General features: G+C 68.4%; 15 protein-coding genes. 9 read left to right on the top strand and 6 right to left on the bottom strand.

The features are described from left to right. Positions 1-20 precede the first annotated feature (20 nt). The 6 genes from HYU53_11790 to HYU53_11815 all read right to left on the bottom strand — a co-directional run bounded on the left by HYU53_11790 (position 21) and on the right by HYU53_11815 (position 6,316). Positions 21-1,034: a glycosyltransferase gene (locus tag HYU53_11790; GenBank protein ID MBI2221873.1), complete on the bottom strand. Its 1,014-nt coding sequence runs from the start codon at positions 1,032-1,034 to the stop codon at positions 21-23. After that, a complete protein-coding gene (locus HYU53_11795) occupies positions 1,031-2,233 on the bottom strand; it encodes a CDP-glycerol glycerophosphotransferase family protein (protein ID MBI2221874.1) in 1,203 nt (400 codons plus the stop codon). The genes HYU53_11790 and HYU53_11795 overlap by 4 nt, the downstream gene beginning before the upstream one ends. After that, positions 2,230-3,417 carry an NAD-dependent epimerase/dehydratase family protein gene (locus tag HYU53_11800; GenBank protein MBI2221875.1) on the bottom strand — a complete coding sequence of 396 codons (1,188 nt, stop codon included), beginning with the start codon at positions 3,415-3,417 and terminating at the stop codon, positions 2,230-2,232. Before HYU53_11800 ends, HYU53_11795 begins: the two co-directional genes overlap by 4 nt. After that, complete coding sequence (locus HYU53_11805; GenBank protein MBI2221876.1) at positions 3,417-4,451, bottom strand: Gfo/Idh/MocA family oxidoreductase; 1,035 nt, start codon at positions 4,449-4,451, stop codon at positions 3,417-3,419. Before HYU53_11805 ends, HYU53_11800 begins: the two co-directional genes overlap by 1 nt. 159 nt (positions 4,452-4,610) lie before the next feature. Further along, the gene (locus tag HYU53_11810; protein ID MBI2221877.1) at positions 4,611-6,026 is read right to left on the bottom strand and encodes a DNRLRE domain-containing protein; all 1,416 of its coding nucleotides are present in this window, start codon (positions 6,024-6,026) and stop codon (positions 4,611-4,613) included. A gap of 47 nt (positions 6,027-6,073) precedes the next feature. Continuing rightward, positions 6,074-6,316, bottom strand: coding sequence for a hypothetical protein (locus tag HYU53_11815; GenBank protein MBI2221878.1), 243 nt, complete (start codon positions 6,314-6,316; stop codon positions 6,074-6,076). Positions 6,317-6,747: 431 nt separating this feature from the next. On the opposite strand from HYU53_11815, the gene HYU53_11820 reads away from it, so the two are divergent. From HYU53_11820 to HYU53_11860, 9 genes are all read left to right on the top strand, one after another. Next, a complete protein-coding gene (locus HYU53_11820; protein MBI2221879.1) occupies positions 6,748-7,878 on the top strand; it encodes a glycosyltransferase family 4 protein in 1,131 nt (376 codons plus the stop codon). A gap of 3 nt (positions 7,879-7,881) precedes the next feature. Continuing rightward, entirely contained in the window at positions 7,882-10,071 is a 2,190-nt protein-coding gene (locus HYU53_11825) for an alginate lyase family protein (GenBank protein ID MBI2221880.1), read from the top strand. A gap of 15 nt (positions 10,072-10,086) precedes the next feature. After that, the gene (gene asnB / locus HYU53_11830) at positions 10,087-12,009 is read left to right on the top strand and encodes an asparagine synthase (glutamine-hydrolyzing) (GenBank protein ID MBI2221881.1); all 1,923 of its coding nucleotides are present in this window, start codon (positions 10,087-10,089) and stop codon (positions 12,007-12,009) included. Positions 12,010-12,140: 131 nt separating this feature from the next. Beyond that, positions 12,141-13,289, top strand: a complete 1,149-nt coding sequence (locus HYU53_11835) for a glycosyltransferase (protein MBI2221882.1) — start codon at positions 12,141-12,143, stop codon at positions 13,287-13,289. Between the two features lie 3 nt (positions 13,290-13,292). Continuing rightward, positions 13,293-15,209: an asparagine synthase (glutamine-hydrolyzing) gene (gene asnB, locus HYU53_11840; GenBank protein ID MBI2221883.1), complete on the top strand. Its 1,917-nt coding sequence runs from the start codon at positions 13,293-13,295 to the stop codon at positions 15,207-15,209. Continuing rightward, on the top strand, positions 15,209-16,372 hold the full coding sequence (asnB, locus tag HYU53_11845) for an asparagine synthase (glutamine-hydrolyzing) (protein ID MBI2221884.1): 1,164 nt from the start codon (positions 15,209-15,211) through the stop codon (positions 16,370-16,372). Before asnB (HYU53_11840) ends, asnB (HYU53_11845) begins: the two co-directional genes overlap by 1 nt. Beyond that, positions 16,266-17,165: a hypothetical protein gene (locus tag HYU53_11850; protein MBI2221885.1), complete on the top strand. Its 900-nt coding sequence runs from the start codon at positions 16,266-16,268 to the stop codon at positions 17,163-17,165. The genes asnB (HYU53_11845) and HYU53_11850 overlap by 107 nt, the downstream gene beginning before the upstream one ends. Then, positions 17,162-18,409 (top strand): glycosyltransferase, encoded by a 1,248-nt coding sequence (locus HYU53_11855; GenBank protein ID MBI2221886.1) that lies wholly within the window; start codon positions 17,162-17,164, stop codon positions 18,407-18,409. The genes HYU53_11850 and HYU53_11855 overlap by 4 nt, the downstream gene beginning before the upstream one ends. Positions 18,410-18,425: 16 nt before the next feature. Next, on the top strand, positions 18,426-19,778 hold the full coding sequence (locus HYU53_11860; protein ID MBI2221887.1) for a UDP-glucose/GDP-mannose dehydrogenase family protein: 1,353 nt from the start codon (positions 18,426-18,428) through the stop codon (positions 19,776-19,778). The last annotated feature ends 11 nt before the right edge of the window (positions 19,779-19,789 follow it).

Consider the following 19,789-nt stretch of genomic DNA (forward strand, 5'->3'; position numbering starts at 1 on the left):
AGAGCAGGTCGGAGCGGACCTCAGGCGGACAGCGCCGTGGCGCCGCTCGCGCCGTGGGATGGCGCGACGTGCGACCGGACCTGCCGGAAGTAGCCGACGAAGTACGCGAGCATCATCACATGTTCAGTTGATGCGACCGGGTCGCGGCGCAGCACTGAACGCAGCAAGCCGACGGCGTCCCGCAGCGCCACGCCATACATGAACCGCGGCAGACCCAGCAGGCGCGGCACACCCCGCAGGTCGACGCCCAGCTCGGTGACCGGCTGGATATCGTGCAGCCGCGCGTGCGAGACGCCCTTCCAGTACCACCAGCGGCGGTAATACGAGCGCGTGAGGCGTGAGGCGGGCACATGGTGTCCCAGTGCCATTTCAGGGACGTACAGGCCCCGGGCGCCGGCCGCGCGCGACCGGCAGAAGAATTCTGCCTGCTCCTGCCCCATGAGCGAATTACCGCGCCGGCCGAGTTCCGTACGAAAACCGCCGATCCGGTCGATCAGCGAGCGCCGCACAGCCATGTTCACCCCGAGCGGCGTCTTCGCGCGGTCTTCGAACACGAACGCCACAGGGCCATGGTCCTTCACCGCGATGGTGCCCCCCAAGTTGCCGGCTGGATCGAGCCACCGCGGCGGCGGCGTTTCCCAAATAGGCGCAACGGGCCCTCCGGTGTAGTCCGGGCCGTCATCGGGGAGCAACGGCGTCGTTGCGGCATCGAGCCATCCCGGCGGTATGCGCACGTCGTCATCCGTGAACGCGATCACGCGCGCGGCGGACGCCTGGATGCCCGTGTTCAGCGCGTACGACTTCCCCTGGCGTGGCTCGAACAGGTACCGCAGCGGTGCTGGAAAGGAGGGGGTCAGTTCCAGGACGACGTCGCGCGTGCAGTCGGTGGACGCGTTGTCGACGACAATCGCTTCCCAGCGGAGCCGGGATCGCGTCCGGCCGAGGACTTCGAGGGTCTCGCCCAGACGCGCCGCACGGTTGTACGTGCAGATCAGAACGCTGACGTCCGGCGGACGGACGCCACGACTGCTCATGATCCCACCGCCACCGTCGGCAGCCGTGACACCGGCGTGGCCAACTCGATCGCCCGCTGGTCCGGCGACAGTTCCAGCGCACTGTACAGCAGCCTCAGCGCACGCTCGGTGGCGCCGCCAGGCGCGTGGAATATCTGGGACGCCACGCGACGGCGGGCCTCAGCCCTCGCACCGGGGTGACGCAGCACCGCTTCAAGCACGCGGGGGAGCTGGTCGGCGGCCGTCACAATGTCGGCCGCACTCCGAAGGAGCGCAACCTTCTCCGGGTTGATCCGCGCCACGCGCACGAGGTCAGGTGCATCGAACACCACCACGGGTTGATCAATCGCGAGCGCCTCAAAGCCGATCGAGCTGTGATCGGTCAGGAGGATGTCGGAAGCGGCCATATAGGCAGTCGAGTCCGCTGAGCGCGCCAGGTGGAATCCCGAAAGAGAGGCAAAGCGGGCCAGCCGCCCGCGCCAGTCCACGTCGCCCGCGCACCGTTCCCCGCGCACGAAACAGTTGTCGTGGAGCTTTGCGATGACGTTGCACCCGCTCTCGAGCAGCGTCCCGATGATTGCCTCGCCGGCAACGTGCAGCGAGGACGCCGAGGACCACGTTGGCGCATACATGACTGTCGGACGATCCGGCGGGATTCCGAGGGAACGCCTGATGGCCGCCGCATCGAACGCCCCGGTCGCCAGGCGATCCAGCTTCGGATACCCGACCAGCGCTGCCTGGGTGGGTGTCACGATCCCTGCGTCCAGGTACCGGCGCAGCCGGTCCTCGTTGACGAACGCGACGCGGTCGTAGCGGTCAAAGAGATGCGCGTCAGCAGGCGGCTGATCCAAGCCGTACTTGCCCGCCACCCCATGAAAGAAGTTGATCCAACCCGAGCAGCGCCTCAGCGGCGCCACGCACCAGGGATCGCCGTTGATGTAGAGATCGAACCGCCGCCAGGCGCAACCTTCGCGAGTGAGCAAGCGGTCGGCAAAGCCTGCCTCGTCAAACGCCGCAATGGTATCCGTCCGCCCCTCCGCAGAGCAGACCCACACCTCGACGCGCGGATCACGGCGCAGAAGTTCCAGGACCGGCCGCACGACTACAAAGTGCACCGGCAGACGGGCATCGAAGACGACCTGTCGTCGCCCGAGCCGTCGCCCGATGGCATGGTCGAGCGCGCGGACGGGCCCGGCGACCAAGGAACGCAGCCGCTTCATGCGACGAGATCCGCCCACCTGGCCCACTCGCGCGTGAGCGCCATGCCGGCGTGGAGGTCGAACCGGGGCTCGTAGCCGAGGAGCCGTGAGGCTTTGCCGATCTGAACCGCGGTCGGCGCCGCAAAGAGCCTGATGCGCGCCGGCCGCACCGGATGGATCTTCGCGGGTGGCTCGCGGGGACCTCCGGCGGGTGTCTCCCGGGCGGCGGCCTTGACGCGCGCCGTCAGAGTCTGCCGGACGCGTCGCGGCAGCGCTGCGCGGAGGCCGCTCGCAATCCACGCGCCTTCACGGGTGGATGCCAGGCGCTCGCGAACGTGCCGATCGCCGAGGAGACGCAGCGCCTCCCCAACCAGTGACGTCGAGCCGGGCTGGCTCGCGTAGTAGTGCGCGAGCGCCTCGTCGGGCGTCATCGATACCGTGGCCGAGACGCCGAGCATGTGCTCGTACGATCCGTAGAAATCACGCCACGTGACCGGCTGCGGCCCAGAGACCAGGAAGGCCTCTCCCACCGCTTCGTCCCTCACAGCCGCCAGCAGCATGGCCGTCACGACATCGTCGACGTACACCGCATTGCAGCGGCCGCTGCCGCCGTTGACCAAAGGAAGCCGGCCGGTGCGAAGCTGCTGCAGCGGGTTGACGGTGAAGCTGAAACCGAACGGACCGTAGACGATCGTGGGCTGCACGATGCTGACCGGCACACGGTGCTGCCGCCAGTAACGGAACGCGACCTCTTCGGCTTCGACCTTGGAATCGCCGTACGTATCGCCGGTGATCCGGCGTGGTGCGGTTTCATCGAGGTGCGACGTCGTCAGTTCGCCGTACACGGAGAAGGTGCTGGCGTACACAATCCGCGACACGTTGTGGCGGAGCGACGCCGCGAGAACGTTCTCGGCGCCGGCGACCGTCGCGTGCCTGCGCGCGCGATCGTTTCCGTCCTTTCCATATGCGCAGTGAAAGACGAGGTCGCAACCGGTCACGGCGCGGTCGATGTCCTCGGGACTGCTGATATCGCCCTGGACCAGCTCGACCGGAAATCTGGAAATTCGCGCCGCGCTGCCAAAGCGGCGAACGAGCACCCTCACGTTCGACTGGCACTCTTTCGCCAGGCGGGCCACGAGCTGGCCGCCGATGAACCCGCTGCCTCCGGTGACGAGCACCCGCCTGCCGCAGAGCTTTTCCAGCATCACGCCTCCACCGTGACCACGGGCGCCGAGACCGGCAACGGCGCTTCCCAGGGGTACTCAATCGGCTGTCGCATCGCGTAGCAGGTTTCGATGAGCGCCACCGACTTTCGCCCTTCCCCACCGGTCACCCTCGGTGGCCGTCCATCACGAATGGCATCACGGAAGTCCTCCAGTTGACGCGTGCACAGGTCCACGAGGGATGCGGGAGGGGCTCCACCTGGTTCGATCGGCTTGCCCGCGAGGACCGTGCGCCGATCACCGACGGCGAGGCGCACCGTTGAGTCTGTCTTGGTACCTACCTCGAGGACGCCGTAATGGCCTTCGAGGAGAGCGGTCCCAGGGAGATCGCGCGTGCGGCTCAGCGCAACCACAGCGCCAACTCCGTCGGGCAGGCCGACGCGGATCTCACAGTCCGCCTCGACGCCACCAGCGGCGTCGTCGCGGTAGCTGAGGATCTCACAGTCGCCGAACCACCACACGAGAAGATCGAGGACGTGCGCCCCCGCGTCGGCGAGGACACCGCCCGCGGGGCGCTTGAACATCGCATCCGAAGCCAGCATCCACCGATATGCGGCGCCTTCGCGAATCTCCACTTTCTTCAACCGCCCGATGAGACCTGTATCGATCGCACTCTTCGCGAAACGAAGCGAATCATGGAACCGCCGAAGAAGCCCGACCGCCAGCACGCGACCCGCCGCCTCGGCGGCGGCGATCATGGCGTCACACTCACCGGCATGGAGGGCCATGGGCTTCTCGACCAGGACATGCACGCCGCCGTCGAGCAATTCCGTCGAGATGTGCGCGTGGAGGTGATGCGGCACGGCGATGATCGCGGCATCGACACGGCCGATCGCTTCTCGATAGTCGGTACCGGTCGCCGGAACGGCGAACGCGCGAGCCAGGCCCGCTGCCCGGGGCACATCCGTGTCAATCAGCAGCGTCGTTCGCATGCCGGATATCGCTGCGAGGCTTGGCAGATGGACGAGCTGGGCGACGGCGCCGCACCCGATGACAGCCACACGCAAATCGCTCAAGGCAGGACCCCATTGACGCATGAGTGCAATCAGCGGGCCATGCTCATGTGTTGCGGCAGGCGTACGTGGAAAAGGGCCGGATCCAACACCAGCAGGCTCCCCAGCTTCCGGTGCCGTCTCCGACCCTTGCCTATCCGCCGCGAGACCGCGGCGGAAGCTTCAGCGCACTTCGAACGTCGCCACGACCGGCCGGTGGTCCGAAACCGACCCGGTGTCGTAAACCTGCGCGCCCTTCAGAACGAGCGCGGTCGCGCCCTTCGAATAGAAGATGTAATCGATCCGGCTGTTGCGCGTATTGCCGGCCTCGTTGCCGGAATATGCCACCGCCGTCCCCGCGCTCTGTGCCACTGCCCAAGCGTCGTAATACGTGCCGGTCATGCGACCAATCTCGCCGCCACCGGGCCATGTATTGAAGTCCCCTGCGATGAGCCGCTGCTCCGAGAACCCGGACGCCCAGTTCTTCAACTGCTCCATCTGGGCCGCGCGCTGGCTGCTCGAATCGTCGTCGAGGTGCGTCGAGAACATGTTGACGCTCCGTCCGTTGACGGTGATGGTCACCTGTGCGACCGATCTCGTGTAGCTGAGGACGTGCGTGCCGCAGCTCTCGATGGGGATGCGCGACAGCAGCAGGTTCCCCTGTCCCGTCGAGCCACCGTTAATCTGCGCGAAGCACGTGTACCAGGCCGCGCCCGTCTTGCTCTTCAGCAGGGAGGCGAGTACCGCAGGCTGGTCGGCATTGCCCGTGTAGCCGTTCAGGCGCTCCACTTCGTTCAGGGACACGACATGTGGACTGATATTCGCGATCCACGTGGCAACGCGGTCCAGGTTGGACACGTTGCTCGTGTCGAGCCCGTGATGAATGTTCCAATCCATGAACTTCAGCGTGCTCGAAGGCGATGGCGTCGGATCGGGCGGAGGCGTCGAAGAGGTGCCCAGCACGACCGCCAGCGTCGGCCCGGTGCCGCTGCCGGCCTCCATCGAATAGAACTCCTTGTACGAGTCGCGCGTGGAGGCCCCTTCGTCGACGAGCAGCACTCTCAGATAGCGCGAGCTGCCGTATGTGCCGCTCACGATCTTCTGCACGACGGCGGTGACGTCGTAGGCCACCTTGGAGCCGGCCACGTTGGTGACGGTGGCCTGGCCGATGCGTTCGGCCATGTCGCCGCCCGGGGTCGACCAGTACGCCGAGGTGCGGCGGATCTTCCACGTCGCCTCGACGTCGGTGTACGGCTGCGACACCCTGTAGGCCGTCAGGGTGCGGCTCTGGCTGTTGCCGCCGCGGACGGTGAGCGTCAGCCTCGCCGAGCCGATCGTGCTGCCGGCGGCAATTGTGCTGTGCGTGTCGAACTTGAGCAGCACGCGGCGCTTGTACTCGTCGTTCGTGCTGGCGCGCGTCGCCAGCGTCGTGCTCCGGCCGTAATTGGTGCTGGCGTACGAGCCGCCGCGCAGCACCGTGTCGGCCGCGTCGGTCAGCACGAGCGATTGTGCCTGCGCGGCGCTCGAGAGCGCGCAGGTGGCGGCCAATGCCGCAAGGATCCTGGTGAGGCGCCGTGCGCCAGTGTGCGTGACGTTCATGATGGCTTCCCTGTCTGTCGTCCCGTAATGAATGGCCGTGCCCGCCGCTACTGCACCGAGGAGGTGACCAGCAGGGGCCGGTGATCCGACGGCCTCACGCCGCCGCTGTCAGCCGTCTCGTAGACGCGCGCGCTCTCCAGGACCAGCGCGGTCGCGTTCTTCGAGTGAAACACGCAGTCAATCCGGTTGTTCCGCGTCGCGCCTTTCGTGTTGCCGTTGTCGCCGACGGCCGTGCCCATCGCCGTCAGCCGCCGCATACCTGCCTTGTCGAAGCACACACGTCCGTGCATCACACCTCCGGTCAAGCCACACGTCGCCTTGCCCCGTAACGGCGACGCCAGCGTTTGGTTTGATTTGAAATGCACCCAGCCGAGGCCAAGTGGAACCAACCGTAGAACGGCCGGGTCGCCCGCCCTATGGGCAAGGACGTGGCCAAGTTGGGCAATCCGCGAATTACTTGAGGTTTTCGATACGTCGTCTCAGCGCCGAGTGACGTATGGCTGAGGTGTTGTTAGTTGAGACAACTCTGCCGTTTGTAAGACTTACATCTCTGTTCCAAGACTCCAGTAAAACCGGGCGAAGTACATTTTTCAGCAGAGTTGCAAACCCCTACAATGACGCGGTCGCGCGATCTCAGCAGGCTATCGTCCAACCCGGAATCTGAATTGGGATCGGACACATTCCGCGGGGCCCCAGCTTTGCAGTCCAGCTCGCTGACTTCATGACTCGCGGGCCTTCGTCTGCTCGGTTGCGCGTCGCGATCGTTGCGCCCTCGCTCGGAATACTCGGTGGCCAGGCGGTCCAGGCCGATCGGCTCCTGCGGGCGTGGCGGGACGACCCCGAGGTCTGCGCGTACCTCGTGCCGGTCAACCCGGTGCCGCCCGGACCGCTGCGGGCACTGGTCCCGCTCAAGTATCTCCGCACGATCGCAACCCAGCTCACCTACTGGCCGCGGCTCCTGCGCGAGGTGCGGCGCGCGGACGTCGTGCACGTCTTCTCCGCGAGCTACTTCTCGTTCCTGCTGGCGCCGCTGCCCGCGATTCTCGTGGCGCGGGCGCTCGGAAAGCCGGTGCTCCTGAATTATCGCAGCGGCGAGGCGCCGGATCACCTCCGGCGGTCCGCGACCGCGCGGTGGGGGCTCCGGCGCGTCCAGCGCAACATCGTGCCGTCGGGGTTCCTCCGCGACGTGTTTGCCGGATTCGGCATCGACTCCGACGTCATTCAGAACGTCGTCGATCTGGAGCGGTTCCGGTTTCGCGACCGGCGACCGCTCCGCCCGCGCCTCGTGTCCACGCGCAATTTCGAGCGCCTCTACAACGTGGCGTGCACGCTCCGCGCGTTCAAGCGCGTGCAGCAGCAGGTGGCTGACGCCACTTTAACGCTGGTCGGCGATGGAGCTGAGCGGCCCGCCCTCGAGGCCCTCTCGCGCGAGCTGGGATTGCGTGGCGTGACTTTCGCCGGCCGCGTGGCGCCGGACGACATCTGGCAGTACTACAACGAGGCAGACATCTACCTGCAGACGCCCGACATCGACAACATGCCCGCGTCGGTGCTGGAGGCGTACGCCAGCGGCCTGGCTGTCGTGTCCACGCGCGCGGGCGGAGTGCCCTACATCCTCCGCCACGAGCAGGAGGGGCTGCTGGCACCCTGCGGCGATGACGCGGCGGTTGCCGCCGCGGTCCTCAGGTTCCTCGACTCTCCCGGGTTGGCTGCCCGCACGATTGCCGCGGGGCGCGCGTACGCCGGGAACTGCGACTGGGAATCGGTACGGTCGCGATGGCTGGAAGCGTACCGGCAACTGGCTGCGCCGGGGCGCGTCGCCGCGCCGGTCGCGATCCCCTCCGCGCGCTGACCAATGGGCATGCTCGCACGCGCGCTCCGGATGGACCGGCGCGAACTGGCGTTCCGCGCACGGGTTGCCTCGCGCCAGGCGGCGCAACGAGTCTCTGTCGCCATCCGCACGCCGAAGTGGGACAGCGCCGGCATTGACGGGCTGCTCGCGGGCGCCGATCGCCGCCGGCTGGGCTCGCATTTTCGTTCGCGTTGCAGGCTCTTTCCGGTTCATCCCACTGACGCCGCCAGGCTGCGTGCGGCGATGCTCGAGCGGGATCCCGCCGCCTCGGACCACGCGCGCCAGCTCGCCGATCCGATCCTGGCGGGCCGCCTCGACATCCTCGGCTATCGCAATGTCGCCGTGGGCTCGCCGATCAACTGGCACCGCGATCCCGTCCACGACCGCACCGCGCCGATTCACTTCTGGGCGACCGTCCGGTATCTCGATCCCGCCATCGGCGACCACAAGGTCACGTGGGAACTCAATCGGCACCAGCACTGGCTCGTCCTCGGGCGCGCGGCATGGCTGACCGGGGACGTTCGTTATCGTGACGCGATCGTCACGCAGCTCCGCGACTGGCTCGCGCAGAACCCGCCGCTCATGGGCATCAATTGGGCGAGCATGCTGGAGCTGGCGTTCAGATCGCTCTCATGGCTGTGGGCGTTGCAGTTCTGCGCGGCGTTCGACGACACGCCGGACGACTGGTTTGCCGAACTCCTCGTCGGACTGGACGCCCAGCTCCGCCACGTCCATGGGAATCTGTCGTACTACTTCAGCCCGAACACGCACCTGCTCGGCGAGGCGCTGGCGCTGTATGTCGCCGGACGCTCGCTGCCCGAACTGACGCAGGCGACAGACTGGGTCCGGACCGGGCGCCGCGTGCTGATCGATGAGATCGACCGCCAGGTGCATGCCGATGGCGGGCACGCCGAGCTGTCTGCGCATTACCACCGATACGCGCTGGACTTTTACCTGCTGGCGCTCTCGATCGCGCGCCTCACCGGCGACACCGGCGCTGAAGGGCGGTTCGAGGAGGTCTCGCGGCGGCTGGCGCGCTACGCGCGCGCGCTCGCCGACGACAGCGGCCGGCTCCCGCTCATCGGCGATGACGACGGCGGGCAGTTGTTTCCGATCTGCGGCCGCGATCCGGCCGATGCGAGACCCTCGCTTGCCTGGGCTGCGGCGCTGCTGGGCGATCCGGCCCTTGCGCCGGACGGCGCGGCTCCGGAGGAGGTTTCGTGGCTCCTCGGGCGCGTTCCCGACCCGCCAACCGACACGCCGGCGAGCGCGCCAGGGCCCCTCATCCTCGTCTTTCCCGACAGCGGCTACGTGGTCGCACGGACGCTCCGGCGTGACCACGTGGTGTTCGACGTCGGCCGTCACGGGTTTCTCAACGGCGGCCACGCCCATGCCGATGCGCTCTCCCTCGTCGTCAGCGTGGGAGGACGCGCCGTGCTGATCGACCCCGGCACGTCGACCTACACGATGGATGCTGCCCTGCGCGACCGGATGAGGGGCAGCGGCTCCCACAACACGCTGCTCGTCGACGGCCGCCAGCAGTCAGAACCCTCCGGGCCGTTTCACTGGCGGCGCACTGCCGGAGCGCAGCTCGCGCGCGCAGACACACACCCGCATGGCACCTGGATGTCCGCAGCACACGATGGCTACTCCCCGCTCGTGCACCGGCGCGGCGTCTTCCTCTCCGACGACGGGTTGCTGCTCATCGTCGACGCGGTCGACGGAGACGGCGACGTGCTCCATACCGCCGAGGTCCGGTGGCACCTGGAACCCTCCTGGGAATACCAGCGGGCGATGCGGGGAGCGAGGTTGATTCACAGTTCACACGCCGAGCTTCGCGTCAGCAGCACCGCGACACTCCACGCGGTCAAAGGGGGGGAAGGCGGTGGCTGGTGCGCGCCGGTGTACGGCCAGCTGCGGCCGACGTGGATGCTCCTCGGGACCCATCGGGCGCCGGCCCCCTTCGAGATCGTGACGGCGCTCTGCGAGGGCTCTGTCCCGCCGAGCCTCGCTGTTCGCGCGGCGGACTCAGAAGACGGCCGCCGTCTCACGATTACCATCGGGCGCGAGGGTCGCGCCGACGTCTTCGAGATTCACGGTCACGAGCTCCGCCACCACAGCCGCACGGTGGCCCCGTCCGTGCATCTCCATGCGCCTGCCGCGGCTTCGCCGGCAGGGCGTCCGCGAGGGTAAGAGGGTCACAACACGATGTGCGGGATTGCAGGTTACGCGGAACGCGGTGCCAGCGACGGTCGCTCCAAAGACGCGGCGTTCTCGCTCGTGCACGCGATGTGCGACGTCATGCGCCATCGCGGCCCGGATGACGAGGGGATTCACGTGGGGCCGGGCGTCGGCCTGGGCATGCGCCGGCTGAGCATCATCGACCTGTCCACGGGGCGCCAGCCGATTCACAACGAGGCCCGCGACGTCTGGATCGTCTTCAACGGCGAGATCTACAACTACCGCGAGCTGCGGCACGCACTCGAGCATCGCGGGCACCGCTTCTACACATCGAGCGACACCGAGTCGATCGTGCACGCGTACGAGGAATGGGGGCACGGCGCGTTCGCCCGGCTGCGCGGCATGTTCGGCCTCGCCATCTGGGACGCCCGCAGCCGGGAGCTCTTTCTCGCACGAGACCGTGCGGGCATCAAGCCCCTCTATTTCACCGAGGCGGCCGGGCGGTTGTGCTTCGCGTCGGAAGCCAAGTCACTGCTCGCCACGGGCGACGTGCCGCGCGAGCTGGATCCGATCGCCCTCGATCACTTCCTGTCCTTTCTCTACACGCCGCGCGATCGCTCGATCTTCCGGAACATCCGCAAGCTGCCGCCGGGTCACTACCTGCGGTGGCGCGACCATGGCGTGGCGACGATCGCCCCTTACTGGGAAGTGCCGGCCGCCGAAACGTTCGATGGCCGCGAGGAAGAGGCCGCCGCGCGCCTGCGCGATGTCCTGGGAGACGCGGTCCGCGCGCACCTGGTGAGCGATGTCCCGTTGGGGGCGTTCCTGTCGGGCGGGGTGGACTCGAGCCTCGTCGTCGGCCTGATGGCCGAAGCCTCGTCGCGCGTCACGACGTTTTCGATCGGATTCGACGAGCCGGAGTTCGACGAGCTGCCGCACGCCCGCGCGGTCGCGCAGCACTTCGGCACGGACCACCATGAATTCGTCGTGCGTCCCGACGCGCTCGCGATTCTCGACGCGGTGATCGACCACTTCGACGAGCCGTTCGCGGATGCCTCGGCCATTCCCACCTGGTACGTCTCGGAGATCGCGCGGCGGCACGTGACGGTGGTGCTCTCCGGCGACGGCGGCGACGAGTTGTTCGGCGGGTACGACCGCTATCTTCCCCATCCGCGGGTGGCGCGCTTCGATCGGCTGCCGCTGCCGGGCACGCGCCAGGTCGCGTCGCTGCTCTGGCCGATGCTGCCGCACGGCACCCGCGGCAGGAATTTCCTGCGCCACGTGTCCCGCGACGAGGAGGGGCGCTACCTCGACGCCGTGGCGCTCTTCCGCACCGACGAGAAGCGCGCGATGATGAGCGCCGACCTGCGTGCCGCCCTGGGTGCGCACGATGCGGAGCGCAGTGCGGCCCGGCGCCTCGCGCGGTTCACGGGGCTCCCGCTGCACAGCCGCATGATGCGGTTCGATTTCGAGACGTACTTGCCCGAAGACGTGCTGACGAAAGTCGATCGCATGAGCATGGCGCACTCGCTCGAATCGCGCGTGCCGCTGCTCGACAATGACGTGATCGACTTTGCCGCGACGCTGCCGGCCGCCTTCAAGATCCGGGACGGACGCCGCAAGCACATTCTCAAACTCGCCGCCGCCCCGCTGCTTCCCCCGGACATCCTCGACCGGCCGAAGCATGGATTCGGTGTCCCGATCGGCGCGTGGTTCCGCGGAGGCCTGCGCGAGCTGTTCCACGACATCCTGCTCTCGCCGGTGACGCGGTCGCGCGGCTACTTCGACGCGCGTTTCGTCGATCGCCTTGTCGGCGAGCACCTGTCCGCCACGCGCGATCACTCGCTGCGGCTGTGGCAGCTGCTCGTCTTCGAGCTGTGGCACCGCCGCTACCTGGACGCGGGTCCTTCCCTTCGCGAGCAGCCGGCCGCGCTTGCCGCGGGAACGTAGCCGCCGAACGCGCGGATGGGAAGTCCCTTTCACACACCACCCCCGCGTTTTCACACTCCGCGGGCGCCCGCGAGCGGAAGGGAAAAGAACTCCCGCTTTCCGGCGGTGTGCGTGGCACTTCGCTTGCTGAGATGCACAGCGCTGTGATCATCACACCCCAGCCGCGCCTCGCGGTGTTCCTCACGAGCTTCCACCCGGGCGGAACCGAACGGCAGATGGTGGAGCTCGTCTGTCGCCTCGATCGCACCCGCTTCACGGTGTACGTGGCGTGCCTGCATCGCGAGGGCGCATGGCTGCCGAAGGCGGAAGAGGCCGCAGCAGAGGTCTCAGAGTTCCCCCTCTGCGGGTTTGCCCACGTCTCCGCGGTCCGCGCGGTTCGAGCGTTCGCCGCCTGGTGTCGCGACCGCGCGATCCAGATCGTGCACACGTGTGATTTCTACGCGAACGTCGTGGGCCTGGCCGGCGCCGCGATCGCGCGCGTCCCGGTCCGCCTGGGCAGCCGGCGCGAACTCAAGCCGGATAAGTCCCGGGGGCAACTTGCCCTGCAGCGCGCCGCCTACCATGCGGCCCACCGCGTCATCGCCAACTCTCCCGCCGCGGCACAACAGCTTGCGCGCGAGGGTGTGAGCGCCGATCGCATCCGCATCATTCCGAACGGGCTCGACGTGGCGCGCTTTCCCCCGATCGCCCACAGCGGCCGTCTCCGCACGCTGGTGACGGTGGCACACCTGCGCGAGGAGAAGGCGCACGACGTGCTCCTCGAGGCGTTTGCGCGCGTCACCGCTTCAGAGGCCCTGGTGCTCAGGATCGTCGGAGACGGCCCCCGGCGCGCCGCCCTGGAGCGACAGGCGAGGGCGCTGGGGGTGGCTGACCGCGTTCAGTTCATGGGTCATCGCGAGGACGTCGCGGAGATTCTTGCCTCGAGCGACCTGTTTCTTCTGCCTTCGCGCTCCGAGGCGTTTCCCAACAGCGCGATTGAAGCCATGGCCGCCGGCCTCCCCGTGATCGCCTCCGCGGTCGGAGGATTGCTGGATCTCATCGAGGACGGGCGAACGGGGCTGCTCGTCCCGGCACGGAATGCGGACGCGCTTGTCGCGGCCGTCGAGCGGCTCCTCGCGCAGCCAACGCTCGCCGCCGCGCTGGGCGCGTCCGCACGGCGGCACGTGCGGGAGCGCTACAGCTTCGACCGCATGGTCGCCGGCTTCGAGGCCCTTTACCTCGCGGAGTTGCACGCGCGCGCGCCGCTCGCCGCCGATCGTTCGGCCGTTACGGTGTCCTGAACCATGTGCGGAATCACGGGAACGGTGAATTTCGACGGGGCGCCGGTGGACCGGGCGCTCCTCGGCGCGATGACCGACGCGGTCACGCATCGCGGGCCCGATGCCGCCGGCTATCACTTCGCGCCCGGCGTCGGGCTGGGTCATCGCCGCCTCAGCATCATCGACCTCGTCACCGGGGACCAGCCGTTGGCCAATGAGGACGGCACCGTGTGGACCGTCTTCAACGGCGAGATTTACAACTTCGCGGACGTGCGCGCGGAGCTGCAGGCGGCGGGCCATCGATTCCGCACCCGGAGCGACACCGAGGTCATCGTTCACGGCTACGAGGAATGGGGCGAGGCCTGCGTCGAGCGTTTCCGCGGGATGTTCGCGCTCGCCGTGTGGGACGCGACGGCGCGGCGGCTCCTGCTCGCCCGCGATCGGCTTGGCGTCAAACCGCTGTACTATTCGGCGCTGCCGGGCGGCGGCCTGACCTTCGGGTCCGAGATCAAATCGCTGCTGGCCGATCCATCCGTGCCGCGCGACTGGCGCCCCGACGCGCTGGACGCCTACCTCACGCTGCTCTACGTCCCGGCGCCCGCCACGATTTACCGGTCCATCCAGAAGCTGCCCCCCGGCCACCTCCTCGTCGCCGAGCGCGGCAGCGTGAGAACACGGCAGTATTGGGACCTCGAGTTCACCGGCACGGGCGACGCCGCGCGGGCGGACGAGTACCTCGAGCAGCTCGACGCGCTGCTGCGCGAGTCTGTGAAGCTGCGGCTGATGAGCGACGTGCCGCTCGGCGCCTTCCTCTCGGGGGGCAGCGATTCCGCCACGGTCGTCTCGTACATGGTCGAGACGAGCGACGCACGGGTGGTCACGACGTCGGTGGGATTCGACGTGCACGCGTACGACGAGCTTCACCACGCCGAGGCCGTCGCGCGTCACCTCGGGTGCGAGTACCACCCGCAGGCTGCGGACCCGAAAGTGGAAGACCTGCTCCCGGCACTGGCGTGGCACTTCGACGAGCCGTTTGCGGACTCGAGCGCCGTGCCGACCTACTACGTGTCGAAGGCGGCGCGGGAGCTCGTGACCGTCGCGCTCTCGGGCGACGGCGGCGACGAGCTGTGGGCAGGCTACGCCCGTCATCGCGTCGAGCGGTGGGAGGCCCGCGCACGCCGGGCGCTCGGTGGGGCCGCGCGCCCGGCAGGCTGGGCGGCCCGGGCGCTGCCGCTCGGCATGAAGGGCGCGCGCGCCCTCCGTCGCCTCGCGCTCTCGCCCGCGGCGGCGTGCGCGGACAAACACGGGTACGGCATGTTCGAACGCGATGCGAAGGCGCGGCTGTACAGCGCGGATTTCACGCGCGCGGTCCGGCACAGCGACCCGTTCGCGCCGTTCATCGCCGCGTACAACGCCTGCGCGTCGAACGACCCCCTCGATCGCGCGCTCTACGTGGACGTGAAGACCTACCTGCTCGACGACATTCTCACGAAGGTCGATCGCATGAGCATGGCGGTGTCGCTCGAAACGCGCGAGCCGCTGCTCGACCACAAGCTGTTGGAGTTTGCCGCCACGGTGCCCGTCTCGCTCAAGATCCGCGATGGCCACACCAAGTACCTCTTGCGCCGGCTGCTCGAGCGCAAGGTGCCCCGGCAGATCGTCGAGCGCGGCAAGCGCGGCTTCGAAGCCCCCATCGGCGAGTGGCTCCGCGGCCCGCTCGCCCCGATGGCCGACGACCTGCTGATGGGCGGCCGGCTCGCCGCTCGCGGCCTGTTCGAGCAGCGCGAAGTCAGCCGCCTCTGGGCCGAGCACCGGACCGGCGTCGCCGATCATCGGCATCGGCTCTGGCAGCTCGTGATGCTCGAGCTCTGGTTCCGCCAGTGCGCCGACACCGCCGCGGCCCGCCCGGCGACGCCGGGCCCCGTGAGGGAGGTGGCCTGATGTGCGGCATCGCCGGAATCATCGCCGCCGATCGCCTGCACGCGGACGAGCGCGCCCGGCTGACCTTCATGCGTGATGTGTTGACGCATCGCGGGCCAGACGATGCGGGCACCTATGTGGACGAGCGGGCAGGACTGGCCCACCGGCGCCTGTCGATCGTCGATCTCGCCTCCGGCCACCAGCCGCTGTCGAACGAGGAGGCCACCATCTGGATCGTGTTCAACGGCGAGATCTACAACCATCGCGAGATTCGCTCCCGCCTCGAAGCGGCCGGGCACCGTTACCGGACCACATCCGACACGGAAACGATCGTCCACGCGTACGAGCAATGGGGCGACGACTGCGTACACCACTTCCGTGGCATGTTCGCCTTCGCGATCTGGGACGCTCCCCGGCGCCGGCTGCTCCTCGCGCGCGATCGCCTGGGCGTGAAGCCGCTCTATTGGTGCCGGGTCGGCGACCGGCTGCTGTTCGCCTCGGAGATCAAGGCCATCCTCGAAAGCGGGCTGGTTCGGGCGGAGGCGAACGAGCCGGTTCTCGCCGAGGTGATCACCACGAGGTACACGTCGGACGAGCAGACGCTGTTCAGAGGCATCTTTCGGCTGCTCCCCGGGCACCTGCTGGTGTACGGCGATGGGCGGGTCCAGGCCCGGCAGTACTGGGATGTCCCGACCGGTGCGCCCGCACGCTCGCGGTCATTCGACGATCTCGCCGCCACGTTCCGCGAGCTGCTCGAGGAATCCGTGCGGTTGCGGCTGATGAGCGACGTGCCGCTCGGCATGCTTCTCTCGGGGGGCATCGACAGCAGCGCGATTGCCGCGCTCATGGCGCGCATGATCGCCCGGCCGCTGCAGACCTTCTCCGTGGCCTTCAAGGACCGCGCCTCGCTCCGTCGCGCACGCCATCAAGGCGGACCGCCACGAGATCGTCATCGACGAGCGGGACTTCTTTGGGGCGTTGCCGCAGCTCGTGTGGCACGAGGACGAGCCGATCGCGCACCCCTCGAGCGTCCCGCTCTACTTCGTCTCGCGCCTCGCGCGCGATCACGTGAAGGTGGTGCTCGCGGGCGAGGGCTCGGACGAACTGCTGGCGGGTTACGGCAAGTATCCGCGCTCGCTGGTCAACTGGCGCGCCGGCAGCATCTACGCGACAGTGGTCCCTGACGCCGCGCGGCTGTGGCTGCGCGAGCGCGTCGTGCCGCGCCTGCCGGGCCGGATGGGTCGGTACGCGCAGCGGTCCTTCCTCGGATTGCCCCACACGCCGGAGGCGATCTTCTTCGACACCTTCGCCGGCATCCGCCTGCCCCAGGCGCGCGGGCTGTTGAGCCGCCGCGCGATCGCCGCGGCGCGCGACCCGTACGCGGCATCGTGCGCGTGGCTCGACCGCGCCCAGCCGGGCACGCCGCTGCTCAACCGCGTGCTCTACGCGGATCTCAAGACGTACCTGGTCGAGCTGCTCATGAAGCAGGACCAGATGAGCATGGCGGCGTCGATCGAGAGCCGCGTCCCGTTTCTCGATCACAGGCTCGTCGAGTTCGCCGCGATGCTGCCGCCGTCGGCGAAGCTGCGAGGCCTCACGACCAAGCGGATCCTGCGCGCCGCGGTCCGGGACGTGCTGCCGCCCGAGATCCTGGCGCGCCCCAAGATGGGCTTTCCCGTGCCGTTCGGCCGCTGGATGCGGACCGAATGGAGTTCGGTGGCCCGCGACGTCCTGCTCGACCGCCGCACGCGCGAGCGCGGCATCATCGCGCCCGCGGCGGTCGAGCGGCTGATTGGCGCCCACCGCTCCGGCACCACCGATGGCGGCGATGCACTCTGGGCGCTGCTCAACCTCGAGTTGTGGTACCGCACCTGCGTCGACGGCGACGGGGCGCAGGTCTTGAGCACGCCCGCAGGACTGCCGCCGTCGAACACGGCCGCTCCGGTCGACGTGACGGCGCGGGAGGCTATCGCGTGAAGATTCTCTGGCTGAACGCCGGTCTCCCGTTGCCGCTCGACAAGGGGGGAAAGCTCCGCACGTGGCACCTGATGCGCCACCTTGCGCGCAGGCACGAGGTGACCTACCTGTCCTTTGCCGCTCCGAACCAGCCGCGGAGCGATCTCGAGGGCATGCGCGAAGTTGCCGCGCGCGTGCTCACGGTGCCGCGCGAGGACGCGCCGAAGGGCAGCCTCGCGTTCTACGTGGACGCGGCGCGCTACGTCATGAACCCGGCGCCGTACGCAGTCGCGAAGTACCGCTCTCAGGCCTACGCGGCCGCGTTGACATTCCTGTTGCGCGAACGAGCGTTCGACGTCGCGGTCTGCGATTTTCTGCCTCCGATCGTCAACATGCCGGCGGAGCTTCCCTGCCCGTCGGTGCTGTTCACGCACAACGTCGAGGCGGAGATCTGGCGGCGCCACGCGGAAACCGCCGGGCACCCCGTCAGGCGCGCGCTCATGCACGGCCAGTGGACGCGCATGCTCGCGTTCGAGCGCGCGGCGCTGGACCGCTTTGACCTGGTTCTCACGGTGTCCGATGCGGACCGCGCCACGTTCGAGCGGCTCTATCCCGCCACAGGTCGCGCGTACCACGTGGTGCCGACCGGCGTCGACACGGAGTACTTCGCGCCCGCCCGTGGCGCGGACCGCGCCCACGCCGCACGCGATCGGCATCTCGTCTTCACCGGCTCCATGGACTGGCTGCCCAACGAGGACGGGATGCTCTACTTCTGCCGCGAGATCCTCCCGCAGATACGGCAGCTCGAGCCCGGCGTCACGGTCAGCATCGTCGGCCGCGCGCCGACTCCCGCCGTGCGCCGCCTCGCCGAGGCGCGCGGCGTGGAGGTGACTGGCCGCGTCGACGACGTGCGGCCGCACGTTGCCGGCGCGTCCCTCTCCATCGTTCCCCTTCGAATCGGCGGCGGAACGCGCCTGAAGATCTTCGAGGCGATGTCGATGGCGAAGGCGGTCGTGTCCACGACCGTCGGTGCGGAGGGGCTGCCGGTGACGCCCGGACGCGACATCGTGATCGCGGACGAACCCGCGCGGTTCGCGGAAGCGGTGGTGGGCCTGCTCCGGCGGCCGGACGAGCGGCGGCAGATCGAGGCGGCCGCACGGCAGCTCGTGGTCGAGCGCTACGACTGGTCGGCGGTCGCCCGGGAATTCGAGGCGGCATTGGCACGAGTCGCCACCGCGGCCCGGGCAAAGGAACAGGTCGCGTAGTACGGGAGAGGTCCAGATGCAGGTCTCTGTGTTCGGTCTTGGATATGTCGGCTGCGTCTCCGCTGCGTCGTTTGCGAGCGACGGGCACCAGGTGACAGGCGTGGACGTCAACGCGGGCAAGGTGGAGGCGATCAACCGTGGGCGCAGCCCGATCGTCGAGGGGGGCCTCGAGGAGCTGATCACAGAGACCGTCTCGCAGGGCACGCTGCGCGCCACGACGAACGCGGCCGAAGCGGTGGCAGGGACCGGTGTGTCGCTGCTCTGCGTCGGAACGCCCAGCCGGCGGAACGGCAGCCTCGATCTGTCGTACCTCACCCGGGTCTGCGAGGAAATCGGCGCCGCGCTGCGCGACAAGGCGGATTACCACGTCGTCGTCGTTCGAAGCACCGTGCTCCCCGGCACCGCGTTCAACGTGGTCATTCCCCGGCTCGAGCGGCACTCCGGCAAGAAGTACGGCCAGGGGTTTGGCGTCGCGATGAACCCGGAGTTCCTGCGTGAAGGCACGGCGCTGCATGACTTCCGGAACCCGCCGCTGACGCTCGTGGGCGTCGATCACTCCGCGGACGCCGCTGCAGCGGTGGGCCTGTACGACAAGGTGGAGGCGCCGCTCGTGACCACCAGCGTGCGCACCGCCGAGATGATGAAGTACGCAAGCAACACGTGGCACGCGCTGAAGGTCTGTTTCGCGAACGAGATTGGCAACCTGTGCAAGCGCCTCGACATCGACAGCCACGAGGTGATGGACATCTTCTGCCAGGACACCAAGCTGAATCTCAGCTCGCACTACATGAAGCCGGGGTTCGCGTTCGGGGGGTCGTGCCTGCCCAAGGACGTGCGCGCGCTGCAGTACCGCGCGAAGGAAGTGGACCTGGAGCTGCCGGTCATTCAAGCCATCCTCGGGAGCAACCAGCTGCAGATCCAGCACGCGCTGGACCTGATCGTGGAGTCGGGGCACAAGCGCGTCGGCCTGCTCGGCTTCAGCTTCAAGGCGGGGACCGACGATCTCCGCGAGAGCCCGCTCGTGATCCTCGGCGAACAGTTGCTCGGCAAGGGCTACAAGCTGTGCATCTACGACCGGAACGTGTCGCTTGCCCGGCTGGTCGGCGCCAACAAGGAGTACATCGAGCGGCAGATTCCCCACCTCTCATCGCTGCTGTGCGACACGGTGGACGAGGTGCTCGAGAACTGCGACGTGATTGTCGTGGGCAATCATGCGGCGGAGTTTGCAGGCGCGCTGGCGCGCACGCGCCCCGGCCAGATCGTGATTGACCTCGTGCGCGTGAAGACGGATCTCACAACGATCCCGGCGCGGTATGAGGGGATCTGCTGGGGGCGTCCGTCGCCGGCCGACGTGCCGGCTGTGGCGTAAACCAGGCCACA

This window comes from Acidobacteriota bacterium, assembly GCA_016184105.1.
Classification (GTDB): Bacteria; Acidobacteriota; Vicinamibacteria; order Vicinamibacterales; family 2-12-FULL-66-21; genus JACPDI01.